This window comes from Falsirhodobacter deserti (genome assembly GCF_004015795.1).
Classification (GTDB): Bacteria; Pseudomonadota; Alphaproteobacteria; order Rhodobacterales; family Rhodobacteraceae; genus Falsirhodobacter; species Falsirhodobacter deserti.
This window is the reverse complement of record NZ_ML137218.1, coordinates 834,311-860,646: the sequence shown is the minus strand read 5'-3', so window position 1 is coordinate 860,646 and position 26,336 is coordinate 834,311. Positions and strand designations below refer to the sequence as shown.

25 protein-coding genes and 1 tRNA gene are annotated in these 26,336 nt (G+C 63.7%); 10 read left to right on the top strand and 16 right to left on the bottom strand.

Features of this window, described 5'->3' with window-relative positions; genetic code table 11:
• Positions 1 to 65 precede the first annotated feature (65 nt).
• Together JX25_RS04350 and tgt are read right to left on the bottom strand one after the other, a co-directional pair.
• Entirely contained in the window at positions 66 to 1,145 is a 1,080-nt protein-coding gene (locus JX25_RS04350; RefSeq protein ID WP_128253858.1) for an alkene reductase, read from the bottom strand.
• A 54-nt stretch (positions 1,146 to 1,199) separates the two neighbouring features.
• Positions 1,200 to 2,327, bottom strand: a complete 1,128-nt coding sequence (gene tgt / locus JX25_RS04345; protein ID WP_128253857.1) for a tRNA guanosine(34) transglycosylase Tgt — start codon at positions 2,325 to 2,327, stop codon at positions 1,200 to 1,202.
• 202 nt (positions 2,328 to 2,529) lie between these two features.
• Here tgt and JX25_RS04340 point away from each other — a divergent pair, with 202 nt between their 5' ends.
• The gene (locus JX25_RS04340; protein ID WP_128253856.1) at positions 2,530 to 3,894 is read left to right on the top strand and encodes a dicarboxylate/amino acid:cation symporter; all 1,365 of its coding nucleotides are present in this window, start codon (positions 2,530 to 2,532) and stop codon (positions 3,892 to 3,894) included.
• A 228-nt stretch (positions 3,895 to 4,122) separates the two neighbouring features.
• Here JX25_RS04340 and JX25_RS14755 read toward each other — a convergent pair whose 3' ends face one another.
• The 3 genes from JX25_RS14755 to gatB are packed head-to-tail and all read right to left on the bottom strand — an operon-like array spanning position 4,123 to position 5,995.
• Positions 4,123 to 4,263: a hypothetical protein gene (locus tag JX25_RS14755; RefSeq protein ID WP_164876051.1), complete on the bottom strand. Its 141-nt coding sequence runs from the start codon at positions 4,261 to 4,263 to the stop codon at positions 4,123 to 4,125.
• The gene (locus tag JX25_RS04335; RefSeq protein ID WP_241557848.1) at positions 4,260 to 4,484 is read right to left on the bottom strand and encodes a hypothetical protein; all 225 of its coding nucleotides are present in this window, start codon (positions 4,482 to 4,484) and stop codon (positions 4,260 to 4,262) included. Before JX25_RS04335 ends, JX25_RS14755 begins: the two co-directional genes overlap by 4 nt.
• Positions 4,484 to 5,995, bottom strand: a complete 1,512-nt coding sequence (gene gatB / locus JX25_RS04330; protein ID WP_128253854.1) for an Asp-tRNA(Asn)/Glu-tRNA(Gln) amidotransferase subunit GatB — start codon at positions 5,993 to 5,995, stop codon at positions 4,484 to 4,486. The genes JX25_RS04335 and gatB overlap by 1 nt, the downstream gene beginning before the upstream one ends.
• A 179-nt stretch (positions 5,996 to 6,174) precedes the next feature.
• Here gatB and JX25_RS04325 point away from each other — a divergent pair, with 179 nt between their 5' ends.
• The gene (locus tag JX25_RS04325; protein ID WP_128253853.1) at positions 6,175 to 6,771 is read left to right on the top strand and encodes a lytic transglycosylase domain-containing protein; all 597 of its coding nucleotides are present in this window, start codon (positions 6,175 to 6,177) and stop codon (positions 6,769 to 6,771) included.
• Positions 6,772 to 6,828: 57 nt separating this feature from the next.
• Here JX25_RS04325 and JX25_RS04320 read toward each other — a convergent pair whose 3' ends face one another.
• The 3 genes from JX25_RS04320 to JX25_RS04310 all read right to left on the bottom strand — a co-directional run bounded on the left by JX25_RS04320 (position 6,829) and on the right by JX25_RS04310 (position 10,549).
• Positions 6,829 to 7,713 (bottom strand): lysophospholipid acyltransferase family protein, encoded by an 885-nt coding sequence (locus tag JX25_RS04320; protein ID WP_128253852.1) that lies wholly within the window; start codon positions 7,711 to 7,713, stop codon positions 6,829 to 6,831.
• A gap of 81 nt (positions 7,714 to 7,794) precedes the next feature.
• Positions 7,795 to 10,281, bottom strand: a complete 2,487-nt coding sequence (gene pepN / locus JX25_RS04315; RefSeq protein ID WP_128253851.1) for an aminopeptidase N — start codon at positions 10,279 to 10,281, stop codon at positions 7,795 to 7,797.
• A 13-nt stretch (positions 10,282 to 10,294) separates the two neighbouring features.
• On the bottom strand, positions 10,295 to 10,549 hold the full coding sequence (locus tag JX25_RS04310) for a BolA family protein (protein WP_128253850.1): 255 nt from the start codon (positions 10,547 to 10,549) through the stop codon (positions 10,295 to 10,297).
• A 73-nt stretch (positions 10,550 to 10,622) separates the two neighbouring features.
• Here JX25_RS04310 and JX25_RS04305 point away from each other — a divergent pair, with 73 nt between their 5' ends.
• Positions 10,623 to 11,237, top strand: a complete 615-nt coding sequence (locus tag JX25_RS04305) for a J domain-containing protein (RefSeq protein WP_128253849.1) — start codon at positions 10,623 to 10,625, stop codon at positions 11,235 to 11,237.
• Here JX25_RS04305 and budC read toward each other — a convergent pair whose 3' ends face one another.
• Positions 11,238 to 11,993, bottom strand: coding sequence for a meso-2,3-butanediol dehydrogenase (gene budC, locus JX25_RS04300; protein ID WP_128253848.1), 756 nt, complete (start codon positions 11,991 to 11,993; stop codon positions 11,238 to 11,240). It lies immediately after the preceding gene.
• Between the two features lie 119 nt (positions 11,994 to 12,112).
• Here budC and cobS point away from each other — a divergent pair, with 119 nt between their 5' ends.
• The 4 genes from cobS (at position 12,113) to JX25_RS04280 (ending at position 17,130) form a co-directional block, all read left to right on the top strand.
• Positions 12,113 to 13,087: a cobaltochelatase subunit CobS gene (gene cobS, locus JX25_RS04295; RefSeq protein ID WP_128253847.1), complete on the top strand. Its 975-nt coding sequence runs from the start codon at positions 12,113 to 12,115 to the stop codon at positions 13,085 to 13,087.
• 16 nt (positions 13,088 to 13,103) lie between these two features.
• A complete protein-coding gene (gene cobT, locus JX25_RS04290) occupies positions 13,104 to 14,960 on the top strand; it encodes a cobaltochelatase subunit CobT (RefSeq protein ID WP_128253846.1) in 1,857 nt (618 codons plus the stop codon).
• Positions 14,960 to 16,732, top strand: a complete 1,773-nt coding sequence (locus JX25_RS04285) for an aminopeptidase P family protein (RefSeq protein WP_128253845.1) — start codon at positions 14,960 to 14,962, stop codon at positions 16,730 to 16,732. The genes cobT and JX25_RS04285 overlap by 1 nt, the downstream gene beginning before the upstream one ends.
• Before the next feature lie 62 nt (positions 16,733 to 16,794).
• A complete protein-coding gene (locus JX25_RS04280) occupies positions 16,795 to 17,130 on the top strand; it encodes a DUF427 domain-containing protein (RefSeq protein ID WP_128253844.1) in 336 nt (111 codons plus the stop codon).
• Here the strand turns inward: JX25_RS04280 and JX25_RS04275 are convergent.
• Positions 17,127 to 17,534, bottom strand: a complete 408-nt coding sequence (locus JX25_RS04275; RefSeq protein WP_128253843.1) for a SufE family protein — start codon at positions 17,532 to 17,534, stop codon at positions 17,127 to 17,129. The two genes, JX25_RS04280 and JX25_RS04275, sit on opposite strands and share 4 nt — an antisense overlap.
• 118 nt (positions 17,535 to 17,652) lie before the next feature.
• Between JX25_RS04275 and JX25_RS04270 the strand changes: the two genes are divergently transcribed.
• On the top strand, positions 17,653 to 18,093 hold the full coding sequence (locus JX25_RS04270) for a hypothetical protein (RefSeq protein ID WP_128253842.1): 441 nt from the start codon (positions 17,653 to 17,655) through the stop codon (positions 18,091 to 18,093).
• On the opposite strand, the gene rnd is transcribed toward JX25_RS04270, so the two are convergent.
• From rnd to purM, 3 genes are all read right to left on the bottom strand, one after another.
• Complete coding sequence (gene rnd / locus JX25_RS04265; protein WP_128253841.1) at positions 18,080 to 19,240, bottom strand: ribonuclease D; 1,161 nt, start codon at positions 19,238 to 19,240, stop codon at positions 18,080 to 18,082. The genes JX25_RS04270 and rnd overlap by 14 nt on opposite strands.
• A 71-nt stretch (positions 19,241 to 19,311) precedes the next feature.
• Positions 19,312 to 19,878, bottom strand: coding sequence for a phosphoribosylglycinamide formyltransferase (gene purN, locus JX25_RS04260; RefSeq protein WP_128253840.1), 567 nt, complete (start codon positions 19,876 to 19,878; stop codon positions 19,312 to 19,314).
• Complete coding sequence (purM, locus tag JX25_RS04255) at positions 19,875 to 20,918, bottom strand: phosphoribosylformylglycinamidine cyclo-ligase (protein WP_128253839.1); 1,044 nt, start codon at positions 20,916 to 20,918, stop codon at positions 19,875 to 19,877. The genes purN and purM overlap by 4 nt, the downstream gene beginning before the upstream one ends.
• A gap of 106 nt (positions 20,919 to 21,024) precedes the next feature.
• Between purM and JX25_RS04250 the strand changes: the two genes are divergently transcribed.
• Positions 21,025 to 21,100 (top strand) — tRNA-Ile (locus JX25_RS04250).
• Positions 21,101 to 21,177: 77 nt separating this feature from the next.
• Here JX25_RS04250 and JX25_RS04245 read toward each other — a convergent pair.
• The gene (locus tag JX25_RS04245) at positions 21,178 to 21,549 is read right to left on the bottom strand and encodes a YgiW/YdeI family stress tolerance OB fold protein (protein WP_164876050.1); all 372 of its coding nucleotides are present in this window, start codon (positions 21,547 to 21,549) and stop codon (positions 21,178 to 21,180) included.
• Positions 21,550 to 21,665: 116 nt separating this feature from the next.
• Between JX25_RS04245 and JX25_RS04240 the strand changes: the two genes are divergently transcribed.
• Positions 21,666 to 23,684 carry an NAD(+) synthase gene (locus JX25_RS04240; RefSeq protein WP_128253837.1) on the top strand — a complete coding sequence of 673 codons (2,019 nt, stop codon included), beginning with the start codon at positions 21,666 to 21,668 and terminating at the stop codon, positions 23,682 to 23,684.
• Between the two features lie 55 nt (positions 23,685 to 23,739).
• Here the strand turns inward: JX25_RS04240 and JX25_RS04235 are convergent, their stop codons facing one another.
• Both JX25_RS04235 and JX25_RS04230 read right to left on the bottom strand, forming a co-directional pair.
• Entirely contained in the window at positions 23,740 to 25,164 is a 1,425-nt protein-coding gene (locus JX25_RS04235; protein WP_128253836.1) for an NAD(P)(+) transhydrogenase (Re/Si-specific) subunit beta, read from the bottom strand.
• A gap of 9 nt (positions 25,165 to 25,173) precedes the next feature.
• A partial coding sequence (locus tag JX25_RS04230; protein WP_128255173.1) for a Re/Si-specific NAD(P)(+) transhydrogenase subunit alpha occupies positions 25,174 to 26,336 on the bottom strand: 1,163 nt, incomplete at its 5' end.

The window sequence follows — 26,336 nt, the reverse complement described above, 5'->3', positions numbered from 1 at the left end:
AGCACCCTATCTGGTAGCGCGCCCTGCCGGTGTCAACCATGTGAAGGGACGCGCCCGCACCCGCGTCAGGCGTACCGGTCCAACGGCGGATAATCGGTATATCCTTCCGCGCCGCCGCCATAAAGGTTCTCTGTCGGCAGGGGGTTCAGCGGGGCGTTCATGGCCAGACGCTCGGCCAGATCGGGGTTGGAGATGTAGGGCCGGCCGAACGAAACCATGTCGCCCGCTGCCTCCAGCGCGGACTGGTGATCGTGATAGCCGTTATTGGCAATGTAAACGCCATTGAACGCCGCGCGCAGCGCCTCCACCCCGCCTTCAGGCCAGTCGCGCGGGCCGCCGGTCTGGCCCTCCACCACCTCCATGAAGGCAAGGCCGTGTGCATTCGCGACATCCACCACCTTGGCAAAGACCGCCTGCGTGTCGCTGTCGATGCCCACATCGTTCGCATCCGACCATGGCGAAATGCGAAGGCCGGTGCGCCCCGCCCCCATCACGCCCACCACGGCAGCCGTGATCTCGTCCAGCAGGCGCACGCGATTCTCGATCGGGCCGCCATAGGCGTCATCACGCTTGTTCGTCGTGTCGCGCAGGAACTGGTCGATCAAATAGCCGTTCGCGGCGTGGATCTGCACCGCGTCGAACCCGGCCGCCTTGGCATTCGCGGCCGCCTTGCGGAAATCCTCCACGATGCGGGGGATCTCGTCCGTTTCCAGCGCGCGGGGTTCGGACACGGGAACCATCTGCGTGCCGTCGAACGTCTGCGAGTTTGCCTGAATGGCCGAAGGGGCGACCGGCTGCGCCCCGTTCAGCAACGAGGTGTGGCTGATGCGCCCCACATGCCAAAGCTGGATCGCGATCTTGCCACCGCGCGAATGGACGGCCTCGGTCACCTTTTTCCAGCCTGCGATCTGTTCATCCGAATGGATGCCCGGCGTCCAGGCATAGCCCTTGCCTTCGGGCGAAATCTGCGAGGCCTCGGTCAGGATCAGCCCCGCACCGGCGCGCTGGCGATAATATTCCACCGTCAGATCATGCGGCGCATCGCCATCCGCCGTGGCGCGGTTGCGTGTCAGCGGGGCCATGACGACCCGGTTCTTCAGCTGAAGATCACCGACCGTGATGGGCCGGAACAGATTTTCGGGCATGGGCATAACTCCTGAGCTTTCACGGAAGCTATGCCGCCCTGCCCGCGCAGCAAGTCAAAGCGGGTCGATATCGCCCGCTGCGCGCTGCGCATGGAAGTCCGCAACAAAAGCCTGCAGCCGCCCCTGCGCGATCGCGTCCCGCAGCCCCTGCATCAGTTCCTGGTAATAGTGCAGGTTGTGCCATGTCATCAGCATGGAGCTGATGATCTCCCCCGCGCGCATCACGTGATGCAGATAGCCACGGGAATAGTTGCGGCAGGCCGGGCATGTGCAATTTTCGTCCAGCGGGCGCGGATCGTCCATGTGGCGGGCGTTCTTGATGTTGATGACGCCGTGCCGCGTGAAGGCCTGGCCCGTGCGGCCCGAACGCGAGGGGAGCACGCAGTCCATCATGTCGATGCCGCGTTCCACCGCACCCACGATGTCATCAGGTTTGCCCACGCCCATCAGGTAACGCGGCTTGTCCTGCGGCAGCATGTCGGGCGCATAGTCCAGCACCTCGAACATCGTTTCCTGCCCTTCGCCCACGGCAAGGCCGCCAACCGCATAGCCGTCAAAGCCGATGGCCTGCAGCTTTTCGGCGCTTTCGGCGCGCTGGTCGCGGAAGACGCTGCCTTGCTGGATGCCGAACAGGGCGTGGCCGGGCCGGTCCCCGAAGGCATCGCGGGACCGCTGTGCCCATCGCATCGAAAGTTCCATCGACCGGCGGGCGGTCGCCTCATCGGCAGGGAACGGGGTGCATTCATCGAACGCCATCACGATGTCAGACCCCAGAAGGCGCTGGATTTCCATGCTGCGTTCAGGCGTCAGGTGATGCGTGCTGCCGTCGATATGCGATTTGAAGCGCACGCCCTCCTCGGTCATCTTGCGCAGGGCGGTCAGGCTCATCACCTGGAAGCCCCCGGAATCGGTCAGGATCGGGCGGTCCCAGTTCATGAAGCGGTGCAGCCCGCCCAGCCGGTCGATCCGTTCGGCCGTGGGGCGCAGCATCAGGTGATACGTGTTGCCCAGAAGGATGTCCGCCCCCGTGGCGCGCACGTTCTCGGGCAGCATTGCCTTCACGGTGGCCGCCGTGCCCACGGGCATGAAGGCGGGGGTGCGGATCTCGCCCCTCGGGGTGTTGATCGCGCCCGTGCGCGCCTTGCCGTCCGTCGCGTCGATGCGGAAGCTGAAACCTGTCATGTGCCGGATCCTTTCCCGCGCCTTCTGCGCCAAACGCAGATGTTTTGAAAGAGGCTTGACCATGCCTTGTCACATTCTTCACAAGGCGCGGCGCCCGGCAAAGCGCCGTTACGTCAAAATTGCGCCCCTTGTCAGGAACGTATAGAGGCGAGCGATTGTTGCCTGCCGCGCCGCAGCGGCAGGGTCTTGAGGAGGATCTACATTGCATTTCGAACCCGCAACCGAGGGGCCGGCATTCAAGCCGCGCCCGTTCTACACGCATCTTTACGTGCAGGTGATTGTGGCAATCATCCTCGGGATTCTTCTGGGGCACTTCTATCCGGCCTTTGCCGCGCAGCTGAAGCCGCTTGGCGATGCCTTCATCAAGCTGGTGAAGATGATCATCGCGCCGGTGATCTTCCTGACCGTGACGACCGGCATCGCCGGCATGTCCGACATGAAGAAGGTCGGCCGGGTGGCCGGCAAGGCGATGCTGTACTTCATCACCTTCTCCACGCTGGCGCTGATCGTCGGCCTGGTCGTGGCGAACGTGGTGCAGCCCGGTTCGGGCATGAACATCGATCCGGCCACGCTGGACGCGGCTGCCATCGAAAATTACCAAACCGCCGCGCATGAAACGTCGATCACCGGGTTCCTGATGAACATCATCCCGTCGACGCTGGTCGGGGCCTTTGCTTCGGGCGACATCCTTCAGGTGCTGTTCGTTTCGGTGCTGTTCGGGGTCGCGCTGGCGATGGTCGGGGAACGCGGCAAGCCGGTCACCGAGTTCCTGACGATGCTGACCTACCCGATCTTCAAGCTCGTCTCGATCCTGATGAAGGCCGCACCCATCGGCGCCTTCGGGGCGATGGCCTTCACCATCGGTCGGTATGGCATCGAATCCGTCGTGAACCTCGCCTTCCTCGTGATCTGCTTCTATGTGACGGCGCTGCTATTCGTGCTGGTGATCCTTGGTGCCGTGGCGCGTTACAACGGCTTCTCGATCTTCAAGCTGATCAAGTACATCCGCGAAGAACTGCTGCTGGTTCTGGGAACCTCCTCGTCCGAGGCGGCCCTGCCGTCGCTGCTGCAGAAGATGGAACGCGCAGGTGCGTCCCGTTCGGTGGTCGGTCTGGTTGTGCCGACAGGGTATTCGTTCAACCTCGATGGCACCAACATCTATATGACGATGGCGGCGCTGTTCATCGCCCAGGCCACCAATACCGACCTGACGCTGGGGCAGGAAATCCTGCTGCTGCTGGTTGCGATGCTGTCCTCCAAGGGGGCTGCGGGCATCACGGGCGCCGGCTTCATCACGCTGGCGGCGACGCTTTCGGTCGTGCCGACGGTTCCGATCGCAGGCATGGCGCTGATCCTTGGCGTTGACCGTTTCATGTCGGAATGCCGCGCGCTGACCAACTTTGTCGGCAACGCCGTCGCCACGCTTGTCGTCGCCCGCTGGGAGGGAGAGCTCGACATGGACAAGCTGCACGCCGCCCTGAACGGAGAGGCGGAGCCGGTCGCAGCCACGAAAGCGCCGGAAGCAATGCCGCCTGCGTTCAAGGACAATGTCGTCGCTGCCGACTGATCGGCGCAGATGACAAAGCAGAAAGGCTGCCCCCGGGGCAGCCTTTTTCGTTGCAAAGCGCGTGGTGTGGTCAGCCAGAAGGGCCGTCAGCCGCATCGCGGCGGTGGCAATATCGCTGTGGCGGATAATGTAAAGCTGTCTGACCCGGAACCGAGGATCAGCAATCTCGGGCAGTTCTGCATCATAGGGAGCCGAGCGTATCGCGCTGATCCCGAAACCCGCGGCGGATCACTCCGCCGGGTGGTGCTTTTGCTGGGCCACGGCCGCCATCTTGCGGTCGAATCGGCGCGACATTTCCCGGACGAAAAGAAGGCCGCACCCGCCCATGGCCAGCGCGATCCGTGGAATTCCGTAATCGAAGAACGTCATGGCAGCACTCCCTTCTTCATATACCTGAGAATATAGAGTGCGAGCGCATGAAAAGCGAGTCCGCCCGCGATCCAAAGCGTGATCGACAGCCCCGAAAGCCTTGTGCCGTCGGACAGGGGACGAACAACGCCCACGGCGATCATCCCCAGCCCGATCGCATTATAGAACGACGCGACCAGCTTCACCCGCTCGTTGAAGGTGGCAAGCGGGTCGCGTTCCATCAAAGGCCAAGCTTCTTCAGAACGATCTCGTTCACCATCTGCGGCGCGGCCTTGCCGCCGGTGGCCTTGATCACCTGCCCCACGAACCAGCCCGCCAGTTTGGGGTTGGCCTTGGCCTTTTCCACCTGCGCCGGGTTGGAGGCGATGATTTCGTCCACCGCCTTTTCGATCGCGCCGGTATCGGTCACCTGCTTCATGCCGCGCGCGGCGGCCAGCTCGGCCGGATCGCCGCCTTCGGTCCAAACGATTTCGAACAGGTCCTTCGCCATCTTGCCCGAGATTTCGCCCTTGGTCATCAGGTCAAGGATGCCGCCAAGCTGCGCTGCCGACATGGGGCTGGAGGTGATGGACTGCCCTTCCTTGTTCAGGCGGCCAAACAACTCGTTGATCACCCAGTTCGCGGCCTGCTTGCCGTCACGGCCTGCGGCCACTTCCTCGAAAAAGGCGGCGGCATCCAGTTCGGCGGTCAGCACGTTGGCATCGTAATCGGTCAGGCCGAAATCGCCCATGAACCGTGCCTTCTTTGCGTCGGGCAGCTCGGGCATGGAGGCGGCGATGTCATCCACCCAGGCCTGCTCGATCTCCAACGGCAGAAGGTCCGGGTCGGGGAAATAGCGGTAATCGTGCGCTTCTTCCTTCGACCGCATGGACCGCGTTTCGTTCTTGTCGGGATCGTACAGGCGCGTTTCCTGCACCACCTTGCCGCCATCCTCCAGAATCGCGATCTGGCGGCGCGCCTCGTAATCGATGGCCGCCTGGATGAAGCGCATGGAGTTCATGTTCTTGATCTCGCACCGCGTGCCAAGATGGCTGAAATCCTGTGTCGCCTGATACTTTTCGTATTGGCCCGGACGGCAGACGGAAACGTTCACGTCGGCGCGCAGGTTGCCGTTCTGCATGTTGCCATCGCAGGTGCCAAGATAGCGCAGGATCTGGCGCAGCTTGGTCACATAGGCCGCAGCCTCTTCCGGACCGCGGATGTCGGGACGGCTGACGATCTCCATCAGGGCCACGCCCGTGCGGTTGAAATCGACGAAGCTGTTGTTCGGGTCCATGTCGTGGATCGACTTGCCCGCATCCTGTTCAAGGTGAATCCGCTCGATCCGGACAAGGCGGGCAACGCCCGGCCCCATCTCAACCAGCACCTCGCCCTCGCCCACGATGGGGTGGTAAAGCTGGCTGATCTGATACCCCTGCGGCAGGTCGGGATAGAAATAGTTCTTCCGGTCGAACGCCGAACGCAGGTTGATCGCCGCCTTCAGGCCCAGACCCGTGCGGACAGCCTGTTCGATGCAGAATTCGTTGATAACGGGCAGCATGCCCGGCATGGCGCAATCGATGAACGACACATGGCTGTTCGGCTCTGCGCCAAAGCCTGTGGATGCGCCTGAAAACAGCTTGGAATTGGACGAAACCTGCGCATGGATTTCCATGCCGATCACAAGTTCCCAGTCTTCCTTCGCACCGGCGATGGTCTTCGGCTTCGGGGTCTCGTAGGTCAGGTCCAGCATCGTCATTCCTCTTGGATCAGGCATTTCTAAGCCGCCCGCCTGCCCGCTTCAACCCTGTGCGGCCACGCACCATGGGCAGAAACACGCCTATCTTTGCGCGAAAAGGTTGCATCAGGCCCCGCCTGCGGCCAAAAACAGCGGGCCGCCTGCGAGGGGCGGTGCCACCGATGTCGAGACCAATGAAGATCAAAATGCTTCTTTTCGGCGCGATGCTTGCCCTGCCGATCGCCGGCTGCGCAACCACCGAGACCCAAGCCACGCAATCCACGGCCCTGCCGGCGATGCGTTGGGATTTCCGCCCGGAAGGAGCCAACTGGACGCGCCAGACGCTTGCGGCCGTCAGCCAGAACGAAACGGATCTGGCCCAACTTGTTCCAGCGGATATCGACACGTGGTGCCCCGGCTATCGCAATGCTTCAGTGGATGAACGCCGGGCCTTCTGGACAGCGATGCTGTCGGCGCTGGCGAAACATGAAAGCACGTGGAACCCTGCCGCGGCAGGTGGCGGCGGCAAGTGGATCGGCCTTGTGCAGATTTCTCCCCGCACCGCGCGCGCCTATGACTGCGAGGCCACGACCTCTTCCAGCCTGAAGGACGGTGCGGCGAACCTTGCCTGCGCTGTCAACATCGCCTCGGCGCAGGTGGCGAAGGACAACATGGTTGCAGGCCCGCGGGGTCGCCGCGGGATGGGCCGCGACTGGGCGCCCTTCCGGTCTTCGGCCAAGCGGGCGGAAATGGCGGCATGGACGCGGACGCAATCCTATTGCGCGCTGTAACGCCGCCACGACCGGATAAAGCAAAGCCCCTTCGCATCCGAAGGGGCATTTTCATGTTCAGGGGCTGGTCAGACGCGGCGGTGCGGGGCGCAGGCCGGGAATGCGCGTCATCTGCACAAGGCTGACTGCGGGCGCGTATTCACCGCCCAAGGCCAGCGTTTCTGCGCGCAGCATCTCGATCCCGTCTTCCGACTTGGCCGGAATGCGGTCGGGTGCGATCGGATGGCCCACGGCCACGCGATAGGGCTGTCGATGCTTGTTCAACACCTCGTGGAACAGGGTGATGTCGCGCAGCGTCGGGTGGATCAGGTCGAACAGATAGAACAGCGTGGAATTGCGCGCCCGGATGTTCAGCGGGATCACCGGCACGTCGAACTTGCGCGCGATCATCGCGGCCGAGGCCATCCACGGACGCTCCATCAGCTTCAGGCCGGTGCGCTTGGCCAGACGGCCCGACGGGAAGATCACCCCGATCCGCCCCGCATCCATCGCCTTGCGCGTATACTCCATCGTTTCGCGCGTTTTCTGCATCGAACGCTTTTCCTGCCGCCATTCGACGGGGCAGATCAGGTCGATCATCTGCGGCATCACGCGCAGGATGTCGCTGTTGGCGTAAAAGAACAGATCCGGCCGCAGGGGCGCCAGAAGGTGGTGAAGGATCACCCCGTCGGCGATGCCCGTGGGATGGTTCGCCACGATCATCGCGGGGCCGTTGCGCGGAATGTTCTCCAGCCCCGTGATCTGGATATCCTTGGCGATAAGGGCGGCAACCCGCCCCATCAACTCGGGCGTGGGCAGGTCGCGATATTCGGCACCCAGCTTCAGCGTCCGTTCATATCCCAGCATGCGGGTCAGGACGGCATAGGCCACGCGGTGGTGCGGGCGCCCCGTGAACAGCCAAGGCGCACGCTCGGCAATAAGGGGGTCAATGCGATCTCTCATGGTGTCCTGCCCTACACGGCGTCGTTACCTAGAAATGGCGCGAATACACCCCGAAGGCAAGTGCAGCCGGCTTGAAGCGGTTTATTTCCGCCTGCCGGCCATGCGCCGCGCCATCTCCGACAGGTCGCGCGACAGGGAGGGAACTGCAAGGATCCGCTCCAGCTCTGCGCGCATCAGGCCCTGCCGGTCGGCATCCATCCGGGGCCATCCTTCAAACGCCTGCGACATGCGTGCCGCCGTTTGCGGATTGACCGGATCCAGCCGGATCAGCCAATTCGCCAGCAACCGATAGCCGGAGCCGTCGGCCCTGTGGAACCCCGCATGATTGCCCGCAAGCGCGCCGAACAATGCGCGGAAACGATTGGGGTTTTTCCAGTCGAACCGCGGATGTTCCGTCAGCTGCCGCGCCACTGCGGGCGCATCGGCGGCATGCAGGATCTGCAGGCTGAACCACTTGTCCATGACGATCCTGTCATCGCCCCATTTGCGGGCGAAAACGCCCAGCGCGGCATCGCCTGCGCCCACCTCCAGCAGGGCGGAAAGCGCGCCAACCTCTTCGGTCATGTTCGTGGCGGCATCGAACACGCGCTGCGCTTCGGCCCCGCCATTAAGGCGCGACAAAAGGCCCAGCGCCTGCATCCGAAATGCCCGCTGCCCGGCCTGCGCGGCATCGGGCGACCATGGGCCCGCAACAGGTGCAACCAGCGCCGGCAGCGCATCGCGCAGCCGTTCGGCCAGTGCCAGCGCCATCTGCCGGCGCGCGGCATGGATGCGGTCGGGATCGGGCGTCACGCCGCCTTGGTGAAGCGTCTGGGCCATGTCATCTTCGGCCGGAAGGCGCAGGGCCAGCGCGCGGAAGGCAGGATCCAGCGCATCGTCCGTGGCCACCGCAGCCACGGCATCCAGCCACATCGCGGGGGGTGCCGCGCCATCGGTCACCAGCCGGGCCATCACGTCCTTGGCCAAGGTCCGCCCCGCTTCCCAGCGGTTGAAGGCATCGGTGTCATGGGCCAGCAGGAAGGCACGATCCTGCGCAGTCATGCTGCGGTCAAGGATCACGGGGGCCGAGAAGCCCCGCAGAACCGAGGCGACGGGCCGCGCCGCAAGCCCTTCAAACCGGAAGTCTTGCCGGTGCTTCGTCAGCTCCAGCACCTGCGTGGGCACCACCTCGGTCCCGTCGGGACCAAGCAGGCCAACAGCCACGGGAATGATCTTCTGGCCGTCCTGCGAAAGGGTAAGGGTGAAGACGCCCTCCTCCCACGTCTCATCTACCGATACACGCGGCGTTCCGGCTTCGCTGTACCAGCGCTTGAACTGCGTCAGATCGCGGCCCGTTGCATCCTGGAACACGGTCAGCCAATCCTCGATCGTGCAGGCCTGCCCGTCATGGCGTTCAAAATAAAGATCCAGCGCGCGGCGATAGGCGTCATCCCCAACCAGCAGCTTCAGCATGCCGATCAGTTCGGCCCCCTTTTCGTACACCGTGGCGGTATAGAAGTTGTTGATCTCCTCATACGCCTCGGGGCGGACCGGATGGGCCAGCGGGCCTGCATCCTCGCGGAACTGGCGGGCGCGCAGGGTCAACACATCCTCGATCCGCTTGACGGAGGCCGACCGCATGTCCGCGCTGAACTGCTGGTCGCGGTAAACCGTCAGCCCTTCCTTCAGGCACAGCTGGAACCAGTCTCGGCAGGTGATCCGGTTGCCCGTCCAGTTGTGGAAGTATTCATGCGCGATGATAGCCTCGATCCGCGCGAAATCGTCATCCGTCGCCGTTTCCGGCAGGGCCAGCACGTATTTGGAATTGAAGATGTTCAGGCCCTTGTTCTCCATCGCGCCCATGTTGAAATCATCAACGGCCACGATGTTGAACACCGAAAGGTCATAGGCGCGGCCATAGACCTGTTCGTCCCACTTCATGCTGCGGATCAGGCTGTTCATCGCATAGGCGCAGCGGTCTTCGTCTCCCGGACGCACCCAGATGTTCAGCGCCACGTCATCGCCGTTCATCGTGGTGAAACGGTCCGAATGGGCGACCAGTTCACCCGCCACCAGCGCGAACAGGTAGGCGGGCTTGGGCCAGGGATCGTCCCATTCGGCCCAGCCATTCCCCTGCGCCACCGGATTGCCGTTGGACAGCATCACCGGCATGTCGCTTTCGATCCGGACGCGGAACGGCGCCATGACGTCGGGGCGGTCGGGATAGAAGGTGATCTTGCGGAAACCCTCTGCTTCGCACTGGGTGCAATACATGCCGTTCGACATGTAAAGCCCTTCCAGCGCGGTGTTGCCTTCGGGGGCGATCTCCACCTCGGTTTCCAGCACGAACGGCGCATCGGGAACGGTCAGCGTCAGGCCGGTTGCGTCCGGTGCGGCATCCACGGGCTGGCCGTCGATGGCGGCGCGGATCAGGGTCAGCCCCTCCCCGTCCAGCCGCAGGGTCGTGCCGCCCTGCCCGAAGCGGATAACGCTTTGCACACGCGTGGCCCGCGGCGCCAGACGGAAGGTCAGCGCAACGCTTTCGACAGGGTGCGAAAAGGGGGTATAGTCGGACAGGTGAACGGTCATTGAAATTCCTTCCTCAGGCATCCACATCCAGCGCAAGCGCGTGGATGCGGCCCATGATGTCGCCCAGCGCGGTATGGATGGCGCGATGGCGCGCGATGCGCGATTTGCCTGCAAAAGCAGCCGCGCGGATCGTCACGTTGAAATGGGTCTGCCCCCCTTCGCGAAAGCCCGCATGGCCGCGATGGCTTTCGCTGTCATCCGTTACCGTCAGGACGGTCGGCTGGAATGCGTCCTGAAGACGGGCGTGTATCTGCTCGGCGATGGTCATAATGGTCGGTGCCCTCTTCTCCTCGACGCCCAAATGTCTAAACTCACGCCTCCGACTCGGAAAGGCCCTGACGATGAACAAATCCCCCTTTGATTTCGACATCCGCGTTTCGACCGACAAGAAGCGCCGTAAAACGGGGCGTCGTGGCATGTCGGGTGCGCAGGAAACATCCACACGGGAATGCACCTATCCCGGCTGCACCGAAGCGGGGCTGTATCGCGCGCCCCGCTCTCCCGATCATCTGGATGAATACGTGTGGTTCTGCAAAGACCACGTTCGCGAATACAACTTGAAGTGGAACTTCTTCCAAGGAAAGACAGAGGAAGAGTTCGAAAGCTTCCTTGAATCTGACCGCATGTGGGGCCGCGCCACCAAGAAGCCCGACGAAGGGCATGTCTGGTCGCGCCTTGGCGTGGATGATCCGCTGGAAATCCTTGGCGACAAGGGCACGCAGAACCCTGCGCGCCACACCGCCACACGCAAGCTGCCCCCGACGGAACGCAAGGCGCTGGAGATCCTCGATGCCCGCGACAGCTGGACCAAGATCGAGATCCGCAAGCAGTACAAGAGTCTTGTGAAAGACCTGCACCCCGACATGAACGGGGGCAACCGCGCCGACGAGGAGCGGTTGCAGGAGGTTGTCTGGGCGTGGGACCAGATCAAGGACAGCCGCTTCTTCCGCGACTGATCACTGCGGGGGCTGACCGTTGGAGGCCATGACCCCGCCATCCGCGGGCAGGTTCACGCCCGTCACCAGCCGCGCATCGTCCGAGGCGAGGAAGGCCATCACCGACGCGACATCCGCCGGATCGGCGGGTGCGCCCAGCGGCTGGCGTTCGTTGAACCTGGCCATCAGCGCCTCGTCGTCCAGCATGTTCTTGGTCATGTCGGACCGTGTCAGCGCGGGGTTCACGGCATTCACCCGGATGCCAAGCTTCGCACCGTCCAGCGCCAGTGCGCGCACCATGTTGGTGATCCCGCCCTTGGACGAATTGTAGGCGAACATCCCCCAGTCGCCGCCAAGGCCGGATACCGACGAGGTCATGACCACGTTGCCCTTCTTGGCCTTCAGCTGGCCCCACAGGAATTTGGTCACAAGGAAATAGCCGGTCAGGTTGGTCTGGATCTGGGTGTTCCAGTCCTGCAGGCTGACCTGATCGATCGTACCGCCAACCGCGATGCCGGCATTGTTCACCAGCACATCCGCGCCGCCCAGTTGCTGCGCCTTGTCCGCAAGCTTGCGCGCACCTTCTTCGGTGGAAAGGTCAGCTGTGATCCACACGGTACGATCCTGCGGCAGGCTTTGGGCAACGCGCGACAGCTTTTCCTCGTTGCGTGCCACCAGCAGCACAATCGCCCCTTCCGAGGAAAAGCGACGTGCAGCGGCCTCCCCTATGCCGGAACTGGCGCCTGTGACCACGACCACCTTGCCTTCGAAGCGCATGCAATCCCCCTGTTTCTTGCTGCGTTGCAGCGTGAACGAGCGGAAGGAATACCGGGTTCCGGCCTTGCACCGCGATTGTGAATGTTACATCAAATAGCAAGCCATCAGAGGATAGACGCATGCTCGACCTGCCCGCGAAACCCACCGAGGAAATCTCTGTCCGCGAGGTTTTCGGGATCGACACCGACATGAAGGTGAAGGCATTCGCGGATCGCACCGATCGCGTTCCCGAAGAGGACCCCACCTACAAGTTCGACCCGGACACCACGCTCGCGATCCTTGCGGGGTTTGCCTATAACCGCCGCGTGATGATCCAGGGGTATCACGGCACGGGGAAATCCACGCATATCGAACAGGTGGCCAGCCGCCTGAACTGGCCCTCGGTCCGCGTGAACCTTGACAGCCATGTCAGCCGGATCGACCTGATCGGCAAGGACGCGATCAAGCTGGTCGATGGCAAGCAGGTCACGAGCTTTCAGGAAGGCATCCTGCCCTGGGCCCTGCGCAACCCTTGCGCCATCGTGTTCGACGAATATGACGCGGGCCGCGCCGACGTGATGTTCGTGATCCAGCGCGTGCTGGAGGCGAACGGCAAGTTGACGCTGCTTGACCAGAACGAGGTGATTACCCCACACCCGTCCTTCCGCCTGTTCGCCACGGCCAACACGGTGGGCCTTGGCGACACGACCGGCCTTTACCACGGCACCCAGCAGATCAACCAGGGCCAGATGGACCGGTGGAGCCTTGTGGCCACGCTGAACTACCTCCGCCACGATGCCGAGGTGAACATCGTGCTGTCCAAGGCCCCCCACTACAACAACGAAAAGGGCCGCAAGCAGATCAACCAGATGGTGACGGTTGCCGACATGACGCGGACCGCCTTCATGAACGGCGATCTGTCCACCGTCATGTCGCCGCGCACGGTCATTGCATGGGCGCAGAACGCCGAGATCTTCCGCAACATCGGCTATGCCTTCCGCCTGACCTTCCTGAACAAGTGCGACGAGCTGGAACGCCAGACGGTGGCCGAATTCTATCAGCGCTGCTTCGGCGAGGAACTTCCCGAAAGCGCCGCATCCACGGCGATGAGGTAAGCCCGAGGAGGGCAGAATGAGCAAACCGCCCGAAAATCCCGCCGATCCGTTCAAGAAGGCTCTGGCCGAGGCGACGAAGACGATGGCGCGCGATCGCGACCTGACGGTCACCTACTCGGTCGATCCGCCGGGCCTGACGCGTGACGGGATGCGCCTGCCGCAGGTGACTCGCCGCATGACGCGCGACGAGGTACTGCTGGCCCGCGGCACGGCAGATGCCTTCGCCCTTCGCCGCCGCTATCACGATGAGGCGGTGGCGGCCCGCTATGCCCCCACCGGCCAGATGGCGCGCGACATCTTCGATGCGATGGAAACCGCACGGGTGGAGGCGATGGGCGCGCGCGACATGCCCGGCACCGCCACCAACATCGACGCCAAGATCGCGCATGAAGCCGATCGCAAGGGCTATGGCCAGATCAGGAAGGCCGAGGATGCGCCGCTGGCCGTTGCCGCCGGCTATCTTGTGCGCCACATGGCGACCGGGCGCGACCTGCCGCCCGCCGCCGCCAACGTGATGGACCTGTGGCGCGACCGCATCGCCATCGGCGATCTGGAAACGCTGGACGATCAGGCCGCCTTCGCCCGCATGGCGCGGCAGATGATCAGGGATCTGGGCTTCGGCGACCAGCTTGGCGAGGATCCCGATCAGGAGGATCCAGGCGACGATGCCCCGGACGAGGCGGAACAGGACGATCAGGAGCCCGATTCTTCGGCCGATCAGGATGGCGCGGATGACGAACCCGATGACGCCGCCCCTGAACGCGGACAGGAAGAACAGCAGGATGCCGGTCAGGCGCAAGTCTCCATGGAGGATAGCGACGAGCAGCTTGAGGGCGAGGAAGCCGAGCTGCCCGAGGGGGAGGCCCCGAACGAGCCCCCGCCCCCGCCGACCCATTCCGATGCCGATCCGAACTATGCCGTCTTCACCACCCGCTTCGACGAGGAGATCCACGCCGAGGAACTGGCCGAACCGGCAGAGCTGGAAAGGCTTCGCGCCTATCTGGATCAGCAGCTTGAACCGCTGAAGGGCGCTGTCAGCCGCCTGGCCAACAAGCTGCAACGCCGCCTTCAGGCGCAGCAAAGCCGCTCGTGGGAATTCGACCTTGAAGAGGGCATCCTTGATGCCGGGCGTCTGGCGCGGGTTGTCGCCAACCCGACCACCCCCCTTTCCTTCAAGATCGAGCATGATACCGAGTTCCGCGATACCTGCGTGACGCTGCTTCTGGACAATTCTGGGTCCATGCGCGGGCGTCCCATCTCCATCGCGGCAATCTGCGCGGATGTTCTGGCGCGAACGCTGGAGCGGTGCCAGGTGAAGGTGGAAATCCTTGGCTTCACCACGCGCGCGTGGAAGGGCGGCCAATCGCGCGAGGCGTGGCTGTCCGAAGGGCGCAAGGCACAGCCCGGCCGGCTGAACGATCTGCGGCACATCATCTATAAGGGCGGGGACACGCCGTGGCGGCGCGCCCGCCCAAATCTTGGCCTGATGATGAAGGAAGGGTTGCTGAAGGAAAACATCGACGGTGAGGCGCTGGAATGGGCCCATCGCCGCCTGACCGCCCGGCCCGAGGCCCGCAAGATCCTGATGGTGATTTCCGACGGCGCACCGGTGGACGATTCCACCCTGTCGGTGAACCCCGCCAACTATCTTGAAAAGCACCTGCGCGATGTGATCGCGATGGTCGAACGCCGCCGCGCCTGCGAATTGATCGCCATCGGCATCGGCCATGACGTGACGCGGTACTACCAGCGTGCCGTCACGATTACGGATGTGGAACAGCTTGCAGGTGCAATGACCGAGCAGCTCGCCTCCCTGTTCGAGGCGGACCCGAGGAAACGCGCCCGCGCATTGGGCATGAGAAAGACCGGCTGATGTTTCAGACCTTCACCACCACTGCCAGCCCCGAACAGGGGCCGCCCCGCCTTGCCGCCCTGCGTGAACAGCTGCAACGCGAAGGGCTGTCTGGCTTCATCGTGCCCCGTGCCGATGTGCATCAGGGCGAATATGTCGCAGCGCGCGATGACCGGCTGGCATGGCTGACCGGCTTCACCGGCTCGGCCGGCTTTTGCGTGGTGCTGGCGGATCAGGCGGGCGTGTTCATTGACGGACGCTATCGCACGCAGGTGAAGGCACAGGTCGCTCTGGATCATTTCACGCCCGTTCCGTGGCCCGACATCAAGCCCGGCCCGTGGATCATGGAACGCACGCATGGAGAGATCGGCTTCGATCCGTGGCTGCACACGCAGGACGAAATCTCGGCCCTGCGCGATGCGGGGGTCACGCTGCGGCCGGTCCAGAATCTGGTGGATCGCATCTGGCAAGACCAGCCCGCCGCGCCGCGCAGCCGCGCCTTCCTGCATCCCGATGAACTGGCAGGCATGACGGCGGCCGAAAAGCGCAAGATGGTCGCCAAGGGGCTGAAGGGCACTGCCGCCGTTCTGACCCTGCCCGACAGCATCTGCTGGTTGCTGAACATCCGTGGGGCCGACGTGCCGCGTAATCCGGTGCTGCACGCCTTTGCCATCCTGCACAATGATGCGCGGGTGGATCTGTTCACCGATCCGTCGAAGATCCCGGACGAGGTGATGGATCATCTTGGCCCGCAGGTTACGCTGCGCCCGACCACCGCCTTTGGCGAAGCGCTGCGCGCGTTGAACGGGCCGGTGCAGCTTGATCCGGCAAGCGCCCCCCTTGCCCTGCGCCTGACGCTGGAGGAGGAAGGCACCAAGATCCTTGGCGCCGGCGATCCCTGCCGTCTGCCCAAGGCCCGCAAGACCGAAGCCGAGATTGCCGGCATGCGCGAGGCGCATCTGCGCGACGGTGCGGCCATGGTCGAGTTTCTTGCATGGCTGGATGCCGAAGCGCCGAAAGGCACACTTACCGAGATCGCGGTCGTGCAGGCGCTGGAAGGCTTCCGCCGCGCCACCAACGCCTTGCACGACATCAGCTTCGAGACGATTTCCGGCGCGGGCCCGAACGGCGCGATCATGCATTACCGCGTGACCGAGGAAACCAACCGCCCTGTCCGGCTGAATGAGCTGTTGCTGGTCGACTCCGGTGCGCAATATGCCGATGGCACGACTGACATCACCCGCACGATGGCCGTGGGCGATCCCGGGAACGAGGCGCGGGATTGCTATACCCGCGTGCTTCAGGGCCTGATCAACCTGTCGCGCGCGCGCTGGCCTGCGGGGCTGGCCGGCCGCGATCTGGATCCGATCGCGCGTTTCCACCTTTGGCTGGACGGGCGCGATTTCAATCACGGCACGGGCCATGGCGTCGGCGCATTCCTGTCGGTGCATGAAGGGCCGCAGCGCATCTCCCGCATCTCGGAGGTGCCGCTGGAAGCCGGGATGATCCTGTCGAACGAGCCGGGCTATTACCGCGAGGGGGCTTTCGGCATCCGGCTGGAGAACCTGATCGTGGTGGAGGCCGCGCCGCAAGGCCCGGATGACCGCGAACAGCTGCGCTTTGAAACCCTGACCTTCGTGCCTTTCGACCGGCGCCTTGTGCTGCCTGAGCGGCTTTCGCCGGATGAACGCGCGTGGCTTGATGCCTATCACGCGGAGGTGCTGGAAAAGATCGGTCCGCGCCTTTCGGCATCTGCGCTGGACTGGCTGCGCCACGCCGCAGCACCGCTTTAAGGGGTGACAGCAAGGGCTTCCTCTGTATGATGTGCCCACACAATCAAACAGAGGAGGTGCCGATGGCGTCTGATATCCGTATCCGCAAGGTTCCGGGACGTTGGGTCGTTCGCAGTGACGGTGCCGTCCTTGCCGAAACGTCCGAAGCGCTGGAGCTTGAGGATGGCGCGGGCGAACCCGTCATCTTCTTCCCGCAAGGCGATGTCGCGATGGCATTCCTTGATGCCGGCGAAAGCGACCTGCGCAGCGTCGGAGAAGCGACGCGCTTCGCGCTGGTCGATGCATCCTCCACGACGCCGGACGTGGCATGGAGCGTGCAGACGCCCAAGCCCGAAGCCGCACGCCTGGCGGGACACATCGCCTTCGATGCGGCCAAGGTCACGGTCGAGCAGCTTTAAGCTGCCGCCGCCACTTCCCGGATGCGCGCAACCATGGCGCGCACCCCGTTGGACCGCTGCGCCGAAAGGTGGCGGTCCAGCCCCAGCCGCGCCAGTTCGGCATTTGCATCCACCTTCCCCACCTCGGCCACGGGTAAGCCGCTGTAAAGCGCGTGAAGCACCGCGATCAGGCCACGCACGATCATCGCATCGCTGTCCCCTTCAAAGTCGAAGCGCCCGTTCTCGATCCGCGGATGGATCCAGACCTGGCTTGCGCAGCCTTCCACCTTGGTGACGGGCGCTTTCAACGCGTCGGGCATGGGCGGCATCGCCTTTCCCAGCTCGATCACGTGGCGATAGCGATCTTCCCAGTCGTCCAGGAAGTCGAACGTGTCGGCAATATCTTCGAAGGCCTGCGTCGCCATGGTCCTCTCCTTCAGCGGTGGGTGCAGAGGTATGCCGACCCGGTCGCAAGGTCCAGCCCGCGACTTCCCAAACCCGCTTCAATGGTCTAGCACTTTCACCGACGTCAGGAGAGTTGCAATGAACCGTCCGCTTTTTGCCATCCTTATCGCCGCCACCGCGCTTGCCGGCTGTTCACGCCTGAACCCGGGCACGTGGCTAAGCGGTGGGGCAGACTCCCCCCGCCCGCAGGGCGTGGCCGAAAAGGCATCGGCGGTGCAGGACACGCGCCCCCTTGTCGCACAGGTCACGGCGCTGGAGGTGGACCGCACCGCAAGCGGCGCGATCGTGCGCGCCACCGCGCTGCCCCCGACGCAGGGCTGGTTCCGCCCTGCACTGGTTAATCCCCGGATGGAAGACGGAACGCTGACGTTTGATTTCGTGGCCGAAGCGCCGACGGCCGAACAGCCCGTCGGCACCCCCGCAACGCGTGAAATCATCGCCGCTGCCGCACTGAATGGCGAGCAGGCGGCGCAGCGCATCGTCGTGCGCGGCGCCACGAACGCGATCAGCTCGCGTTAAGGGTCACGACCCGAACATTGTTGCCCTTTGCCGAAAGCGCGATCTCGCCCCGGCAAAGGCGCAGCGCGTCAGCGCCGAACGCTTCCATCCGCCAGCCTTTCAGCGCCGTCAGATCGCGGTCACCCGCCGCAAGTGCATCGAGTTCGGCCGAAGATGCGATAAGCTTGGCGGCAACGCCCAGTTCTTCCGACTTGGCCTTTAGCAGCACGCGCAACAGATCGGCCAGTGCGGGGTTCACCTGCACCTGATCCTTCGAAAGGTCGGGCTTGGGCATCTTGTCGGCCGGCATCTCCTGTCCCGCCTTCACGGCGGCAAGGATGCCCTCGGCAATGTCGCCGCGGCGGGCTTCGCGCAGCAGAAGGCGCGAACGGCCAAGATCTTCCAGCGTCACGGGCTTTGTCGATGCAAGCTCCAGCAGTGCGTCATCCTTCATCACGCGCGACCGGGGCACGTTGTTTGTCTGGGCGTAATCCTCGCGGAAGCGCGCCAGCTCCTTCACGATGGCAAGGAAACGGGCCGAGGTGGTGCGTGTTTTCACCCGCTGCCACGCATCTTCGGGATGCACCGTATAGGTGGCGGGATCGTTCAGGACCGCCAGTTCCTCCGCCACCCAGCGTTCACGGCCCGATTTCGCAATCTGTGCCGAAAGCTGTTCATAGATCACGCGCAGATGCGTCACATCGGCCAGCGCATAGGCTTTCTGCGCCTCGGACAGCGGACGGCGCGACCAGTCCGTGAACCGCGACGTCTTATCAAGGTTTTCACGCGCGATCTTGCGCACCAGCGTTTCATACCCGACCTGTTCGCCAAAGCCGCACACCATGGCGGCAACCTGCGTGTCGAACAGGGGCTTGGGGATCACCCCGCTATCGACGAAGAAAATCTCCAGGTCCTGCCGCGCGGCGTGGAACACCTTCACCGTCTTTTCCCAGCGGAACAGATCGTAAAGGGGGGCAAGATCCATGTCCCCTTCGATGGGGTCGATCAGGACAGCCTCGCCCTGGCCGGGCAGCGCCATCTGGATCAGGCACAGTTTTGCCCAATAGGTCCGCTCGCGCAGAAACTCGGTATCGAGCGTGACATAGGCTTCGGCCTTGGCGCGCTGGCAGATCTCTTCCAGATCGGCGGTGGTGGTGATCGTCCGCATTATTGTCCTTTCGGCGCCGGTTCGTCCGGCCCGATTGTTCCTAGCCGAGATTGCGGCAGGGGAAAAGCATCCTATCGCGCCGCGAACTCTCGCAGGCAGGCGGGATAAAGCTTGTGTTCTTCGGCCAGCACCCGCTGCGCCAGCGTATCGGGCGTGTCATCGGTCAGAACCGGCACGCGCGACTGGCCAAGGATCGGCCCGTCATCCAGCACGGCTGTCACCTCGTGCACGGTGCAGCCGGCTTCGGCATCGCCCGCCTCGATCGCGCGGCGATGGGTGTGCAGCCCCGGATACTTCGGCAAAAGCGACGGGTGGATGTTCAGCATCCGCCCCTCGAACCGTTGCACGAAAGCAGGCGTCAGAACGCGCATGAAGCCGGCAAGGCACAGGATATCCGGCTGCGCCGCAAGGATCGGCTCCAGCAGCGCGGCTTCGAAGGCCGCCCGATCGCCTTTGAAAGGCCGGTGATCCACCGCCGCCGTTTCGATCCCCATGGATCGCGCCTTTGCCAGCCCGCCGGCCTGCGGGTCGTTGGAGGCGACAAGCACGGGGCGGGCGGGATGATCGCCCGTCATGCTTTGCGCCAGCGCGATCATGTTGGACCCGCCTCCCGAAATCAGGATGGCGACGCGTTTCACAGAAGGCGGCCCGAATAGGAAACGCCCTGCCCTGCGGTCACATGGCCCAGACGGCTGACGGTTTCGCCCTGCTGTGCCAGCAGCGCCTCGATCGCGTCGGCGCGGTCGGCCGATACGGCAAGGATCATGCCGATGCCGGCGTTGAAGGTTTTCAGCAGCTCCGCCTCTGCCATGCCAGCCGTTTCAGCCAGCCAGCGGAACACGGGCGGCAGCGTCCAAGCGCCAAGGTCGATCTGCGCACCCAGCCCCTCGGGAAGAACGCGCGGCAGGTTTTCCGTCAAGCCGCCGCCGGTGATATGGGCCAGCGCATGCACCCCGCCTTCGCGGATCGCCGCCAAGGAGGGTTTGACGTAGAGCCGCGTCGGAACCAGCAGTGCCTGCCCCAGCGTTCCTTCCGCGAAAGGCGCGGGCGCGTCCCAGCCAAGGCCCGACATCTCCACCACCTTGCGCACGAAGGAATAACCGTTGGAGTGGACCCCGTCCGAGGCAAGACCCAGCAGCACGTCACCCTCGGTCACGCCATCGGGCAGCGCCGTGCCGCGTTCCATCGCACCCACGGCAAAACCGGCAAGATCGAAATCGCCCTTGTGATACATGCCCGGCATCTCGGCGGTTTCACCGCCAACCAGTGCACAACCCGAAGCCTCGCAGCCCTTGGCGATGCCTTCCACGATGGTCGCGGCCTGATCCACGTCCAGCTTGCCCGTTGCGAAATAATCAAGGAAGAACAGCGGCTCGGCCCCTTGGCAAACCAGATCGTTCACGCACATGGCCACAAGATCGACACCGATCGTATCCACCACGCCCGTATCGATCGCTATGCGCAGCTTGGTGCCCACGCCATCCGTCGCGGCCACAAGGATCGGGTCCTGATAACCCGCCGCCTTCAGGTCGAACAGTGCGCCGAAGCCGCCAAGGCCCGATACGGTGCCGCTGCGGTTGGTGCGTTTGGCCGCCGGCTTGATCCGCTCCACGAGCGCGTTGCCCGCATCGATGTCCACGCCCGCATCGGCATAGGTCAGTCCGTTCTTGGTCGTCACGTCAAGGCCCCCGTCGATCCCCGTTTGCCCGCATTTAGACGATCCCCGCCCCCCGCGCAACGCGACTTGACCCGAAGGCGCCTTGGCCTTAGTCACAAGTTCGGCCGGGCCTGTAGCTCAATGGTCAGAGCAGGGCGCTCATAACGCCTTGGTTGGGGGTTCGAGTCCCTCCGGGCCTACCAATTCCGCTTATCCGGCAGCACATGGCACCAGCGCCCCGAAGGGCGCCGGCAGTCTGGGGCTGCGGCTTTTGGGCGGGTCAGTCCAAAATCACCATGCTGTCGGCTTCGGCATCGTTGGGCCGGAACATGTGGCGCTCCAGCTCGACCTCCAGCCGGACCCGGGTCGTTTCGCTCACGGGCGTTTCGGGGAAGTCGTCGTTGTCGATCTCCACCTCGATCTCGCGGCGGCCGTTCGACAGGATATAGCTTTCATTGCCGATCTTGCGGACAAGCATTCCTTCCAGAACCGCCTTCTTTCCATCCTCGGTATTGGACAGAGCTTCGCCAATCGTCATGGGCACGTACTTTTCGGGCGATTCCTCGGCCGGTTCCACCGGTCCGGTATATTGCGCCGAAGCAGCCGTGGCCAAAGCCATAACGACGCCTGATGCCAGCATGATCCTGCGCATGACATTTCCCCTCATGAGTTCCGCACTCTCAACAGATCCAAGTCGCGGTCCGGTTTTGCGTTTTCGTCCGGACGGGCTAGAACTAGCAAGGATGCCCTTCGCGGAAAGGATTGTACATGAACGAATTCGCCTCCATCCACGCCCATGGTTTCGTTCGCGTCGCCACATGCACCCCTGCCGTGCGCCCCGCCGATGTGACGTTCAACCGCGACGCGATCATTGCGCGGATGCGCGAGGCGGATGCCGCGCACGTCGATGTCCTGATCTGCCCCGAACTTTGCGTGACCGCCTATGCAATCGACGACCTGCTGTTGCAGGAAGCCGTATTGAAAGCTGCCGAAGACGCGCTGGCTGATCTGGCGCAGGCCACGGCGGATCTGTCGCCGGTGGTGCTTGTCGGGCTTCCGGTGCGCCGCGACGGGCGCCTTTACAACTGCGCGGCGGCCTTGTCGAAGGGCCGCATCCTCGGCGTGGTGCCGAAATCCTTTCTGCCAAACTATCGCGAATACTACGAAAAGCGCTGGTTCGCCCATGGCCGTGATGTGCGGGGAGAGGTGACGGTTGCCGGCCAGACCGTTCCCTTCGGTCCTGACCTGATCTTCGAAGCCGAGGATCTTCCCGGCCTGATCCTGCATGCGGAGATTTGCGAGGATTTCTGGTCCCCCGCCCCGCCCTCCACCTCTGCCGCGCTGGCGGGGGCGGTGATTCTTGCCAACCTTTCCGCATCGAACATCACCATTGGCAAAGCGGATGACCGGCACCTGCTTTGCGCCTCGCAATCCATGCGCGCGGTCGCGGCCTATGCCTATTCGGCGGCCGGTGCAGGCGAAAGCACCACCGACATGGCTTGGGACGGTCAGGGCGGCATCTATGAACTGGGTGATCTTCTGGCCCAGTCCGACCGGTTCGACCTTGATCCGCCGCTATGCATTGCTGACGTGGATACCGCGCGCATCCTGTCCGAGCGTATGCGCACCGGCACATTCAACGACGCGGCAGAGGGCACCGAACCTTTCCGCCGCATCCGCTTCGCCCACAAGCCTGCGAGGGGCGACATCGGCTTTCACCGCAAGCAGCGCCGTTTCCCCTATATCCCCGCCCGCGCGGACAAGATCGATCAGGACTGCTATGAGGCGTTCAACATCCAGGTGGACGGCCTGCGCCGCCGCTTCGAATCCGTTGGCGGCGGGCGCATGGTCATCGGCATCTCGGGCGGGCTGGACAGCACCCACGCGCTGATCGTTGCGGCGAAGGTCTGCGACCGGCTGGGCCTGCCCCGATCGACCATCATGGGCTATACCATGCCGGGCTTTGCCACCAGCGAGGGGACGAAGTCCAACGCGTGGACCCTGATGCGCGCCATGGGAATCGAGGCGGAGGAGATCGACATCCGCCCGGCTGCCACGCAGATGCTGTCGGATATGGGCCACCCCTTCGCCAAGGGAGAGCCGGTTTATGACGTCACCTTCGAAAACGTTCAGGCAGGGCTGCGCACCGATTACCTGTTCCGGCTGGCGAACCACCACAAGGGCTTTGTCATCGGCACGGGCGATTTGTCAGAGCTTGCCCTTGGCTGGTGCACCTATGGCGTCGGCGACCAGATGAGCCATTATGCGGTAAATGCGGGCGTGCCGAAAACGCTGATCCAGTACCTGATCCGCTGGGCCGCAACCTCGGACCAGTTCGACGAGCCGACGAATGACGTGCTGATGGCGATCCTGAACACCGAGATTTCGCCCGAGCTGGTGCCGGGAGAGGAATTGCAGGGCACCGAAGCCCTCATCGGCCCCTATGAATTGCACGATTTCTTCCTGTTCCACATCCTGCGTTACGGCTTTGCGCCGCGGAAGGTGGCCTTCCTTGCATGGCAGGCGTGGCGGGATCTGGAGGCAGGTAAATGGCCGGCCGGCTTCCCCGAGGCCAAGAAGCACGTCTATGACCTGCCGACGGTGAAGAAGTGGCTGGAAGGGTTCCTGAAGCGGTTCTTCGCGTTCAGCCAGTTCAAGCGGTCTGCCATTCCGAACGGGCCGAAGGTGTCGGCGGGCGGATCCCTCAGCCCACGGGGCGATTGGCGCGCGCCGTCCGATGCTGTTGCGAAGGTGTGGCTGGACGACCTAGCCACCATTCCGGACTGAACGACCGGCTTCGCTCTGGCAGGAAAACGCCCCGCTTTCGCGGGGCGTTCGATTTTCAGTCGATGAGGTTGACCAGCTGGCCGATCGAGCCCTTGGCATCGCCATAGAACATGCGCGTGTTCTCTTTGAAGAACAGCGGGTTCTCGATTCCGGAATAGCCGGTTCCCTGCCCGCGCTTGGACACGAAGACCTGCTTTGCCTCCCACACTTTCAGAACCGGCATGCCCGCGATGGGGCTGTTCGGATCTTCCTGCGCGGCCGGGTTCACGATGTCGTTCGAGCCGATGACGATCACCACGTCCGTGGAGGCGAAATCATCGTTGATCTCGTCCATTTCCAGCACGATGTCATAGGGCACCTTCGCTTCGGCCAGCAGCACGTTCATGTGGCCCGGAAGACGGCCCGCAACGGGGTGGATGCCGAAGCGGACGGTCTTGCCCTTGGCGCGCAGCTTGCGCGTCAGTTCCGAAACCGCCTGCTGGGCCTGCGCAACGGCCATGCCGTAACCCGGCACGATGATGACGCTGTCGGCCTCGTTCAGGGCGTTGGCCACGCCGTCGGCGTCGATGGCCACCTGTTCGCCCTCGATCTCCATCGCGGGGCCGGTGGTGGTGCCGAACCCGCCAAGGATCACGTTGACGAAGCTGCGGTTCATCGCCTTGCACATGATATAGGACAGGATCGCACCTGACGAGCCGACCAGCGCCCCCGTCACGATCAGCAGATCGTTCGACAGGCTGAAGCCGATGGCCGAAGCCGCCCAGCCGGAATAGCTGTTCAGCATCGAAACGACCACGGGCATGTCCGCCCCGCCGATGCCCATGATCAGGTGATAGCCGATGAACAGGGCGCACAGCGTCATCAGCAGCAGCGTCCAGCCACCCGCGCCGTTCATGTAGGCGATCAGCAGGATCAGCGACAGCGCGGCCGCCCCGGCATTCAGCCAGTGGCCACCCGGCAGCTTCTTCGCCTTGCCGTCGATCTTGCCCGCAAGCTTGCCGAAGGCCACGACCGATCCGGTGAAGGTGACGGCACCCACGAACACGCCGATGAAGGTTTCAACCTTCAGGATGGCGATTTCGGCCGGGGTCTTGTGGGCGATCAGGTACTCGAAGCCCGTCAGAAGGCCGGCATCCATCCCCAGCACGCGTTCCATCACGATATGCGTGTTGAAGCCGATGAACACGGCGGCAAGACCCACGAAGCTGTGCAGCGCGGCCACAAGCTGCGGCATTGCCGTCATCTCGACTTTTTTGGCCAGGTACCAGCCGATGCCGGCGCCGATCAGGATGGCCAGCAGCACCAGCGGCATGTAACCCATGCCCGGCCCGAACAGCGTGGCCAGCACGGCCAGCGCCATGCCCGCGATGCCGTACCACACGGCCCGCTTGGCGCTTTCCTGCCCCGACAGACCGCCAAGGCACAGGATGAAGAGGATTGCGGCGGCGATATATGCCGCCGAGATCAGTGCGATATCCATGCCCGCCCCTTACGATTTCTGGAACATGCCAAGCATGCGCCGCGTCACGAGGAAGCCCCCGACGATGTTGATGGTCGCGATCAGGATCGCGATGAAGGACAGCAGCACCACAAGAAAGCCACCCGCGCCCACCTGCACCAGCGATCCGAGGATGATGATCCCGGATACCGCGTTGGTGACGGCCATCAGCGGCGTGTGGAGCGAGTGCGAAACCGCCCAGATCACCTGGAAGCCGATGAAGCAGGACAGCGCGAAGACGACGAAATGCGCCATGAAGCTGGCAGGCGCAACCGACCCCACCAGAAGCAGAAGCACAGTGCCTGCCACCAGAAGCCCGACCTGCGTCTTGGTCTGCTGCTTGAACTTCGCCACCTCGGCGGCGCGCTTTTCTTCGTGCGTTGGTTCCTTGACCTTCTCGCGCGGTTTTTGCGCGGCGATGGCCTGCACCTTCAGCGGCGGCGGCGGGAAGGTGATGGCACCTTCATGCGTGGCCGTGGCCGTGCGGATCACGTCATCTTCCATGTTGTGATCGATCACGCCGTCTTTCTTCGGCGTAAGATCGGTCAGCATGTGGCGGATGTTGTTGGAATAAAGCGTGGAGGACTGCGTTGCCATCCGGCTGGGGAAGTCCGTATAGCCGACGATGGTCACGCCGTTATCGGTCACGAACTTCTCGTCCGGCTTGGTCAGATCGCAGTTTCCGCCACGTTCGGCCGCAAGGTCGATGATGACCGAACCCGGCTTCATCGCCGCGACCATATCCTCGGTCCACAGCTTGGGTGCCGGACGGCCGGGGATGAGGGCCGTGGTGATGACGATGTCCACCTCGGGCGCAAGTTCGCGGAACTTCTTCAGCTGGGCTTCGCGGAACTCGGGCGACGAGGGTGCGGCATAACCGCCCGTTGCCGCGCCATCGACCTGCTGCTCCTCGAAATCAAGGAAGACAAACTCCGCCCCCATCGATTCGATCTGCTCGGACACCTCGGGGCGAACGTCGAAGGCCAGCGTGATCGCGCCAAGGCTGGTGGAGGTGCCGATGGCGGCCAAACCCGCAACACCTGCGCCCACAACCAGTACCTTTGCCGGCGGAACCTTGCCCGCTGCCGTCACCTGTCCGGTAAAGAAGCGGCCGAAGTTGTTGCCAGCCTCGATCACCGCGCGATACCCGGCGA

Excerpts from the sequence above, each read along its gene's own strand:
- JX25_RS04305 (WP_128253849.1), top strand. The coding sequence starts at position 10,623 with ATGAACAAATCCCCCTTTGATTTCGACATCCGCGTTTCGACCGACAAG.
- JX25_RS04310 (WP_128253850.1), bottom strand. The coding sequence starts at position 10,549 with ATGACCATCGCCGAGCAGATACACGCCCGTCTTCAGGACGCATTCCAG.
- pepN (WP_128253851.1), bottom strand. The coding sequence starts at position 10,281 with ATGACCGTTCACCTGTCCGACTATACCCCCTTTTCGCACCCTGTCGAA.
- gatB (WP_128253854.1), bottom strand. The coding sequence starts at position 5,995 with ATGCTGGACCTGACCTACGAGACCCCGAAGCCGAAGACCATCGCCGGT.
- JX25_RS04285 (WP_128253845.1), top strand. The coding sequence starts at position 14,960 with ATGTTTCAGACCTTCACCACCACTGCCAGCCCCGAACAGGGGCCGCCC.
- JX25_RS04240 (WP_128253837.1), top strand. The coding sequence starts at position 21,666 with ATGAACGAATTCGCCTCCATCCACGCCCATGGTTTCGTTCGCGTCGCC.
- JX25_RS04350 (WP_128253858.1), bottom strand. The coding sequence starts at position 1,145 with ATGCCCGAAAATCTGTTCCGGCCCATCACGGTCGGTGATCTTCAGCTG.
- JX25_RS04275 (WP_128253843.1), bottom strand. The coding sequence starts at position 17,534 with ATGGCGACGCAGGCCTTCGAAGATATTGCCGACACGTTCGACTTCCTG.
- tgt (WP_128253857.1), bottom strand. The coding sequence starts at position 2,327 with ATGACAGGTTTCAGCTTCCGCATCGACGCGACGGACGGCAAGGCGCGC.
- cobT (WP_128253846.1), top strand. The coding sequence starts at position 13,104 with ATGAGCAAACCGCCCGAAAATCCCGCCGATCCGTTCAAGAAGGCTCTG.
- JX25_RS04335 (WP_241557848.1), bottom strand. The coding sequence starts at position 4,484 with ATGGAACGCGACCCGCTTGCCACCTTCAACGAGCGGGTGAAGCTGGTC.
- JX25_RS04325 (WP_128253853.1), top strand. The coding sequence starts at position 6,175 with ATGAAGATCAAAATGCTTCTTTTCGGCGCGATGCTTGCCCTGCCGATC.
- JX25_RS04270 (WP_128253842.1), top strand. The coding sequence starts at position 17,653 with ATGAACCGTCCGCTTTTTGCCATCCTTATCGCCGCCACCGCGCTTGCC.
- rnd (WP_128253841.1), bottom strand. The coding sequence starts at position 19,240 with ATGCGGACGATCACCACCACCGCCGATCTGGAAGAGATCTGCCAGCGC.
- budC (WP_128253848.1), bottom strand. The coding sequence starts at position 11,993 with ATGCGCTTCGAAGGCAAGGTGGTCGTGGTCACAGGCGCCAGTTCCGGC.
- JX25_RS04320 (WP_128253852.1), bottom strand. The coding sequence starts at position 7,713 with ATGAGAGATCGCATTGACCCCCTTATTGCCGAGCGTGCGCCTTGGCTG.
- cobS (WP_128253847.1), top strand. The coding sequence starts at position 12,113 with ATGCTCGACCTGCCCGCGAAACCCACCGAGGAAATCTCTGTCCGCGAG.
- JX25_RS14755 (WP_164876051.1), bottom strand. The coding sequence starts at position 4,263 with ATGACGTTCTTCGATTACGGAATTCCACGGATCGCGCTGGCCATGGGC.
- JX25_RS04245 (WP_164876050.1), bottom strand. The coding sequence starts at position 21,549 with ATGCGCAGGATCATGCTGGCATCAGGCGTCGTTATGGCTTTGGCCACG.
- JX25_RS04235 (WP_128253836.1), bottom strand. The coding sequence starts at position 25,164 with ATGGATATCGCACTGATCTCGGCGGCATATATCGCCGCCGCAATCCTC.
- JX25_RS04280 (WP_128253844.1), top strand. The coding sequence starts at position 16,795 with ATGGCGTCTGATATCCGTATCCGCAAGGTTCCGGGACGTTGGGTCGTT.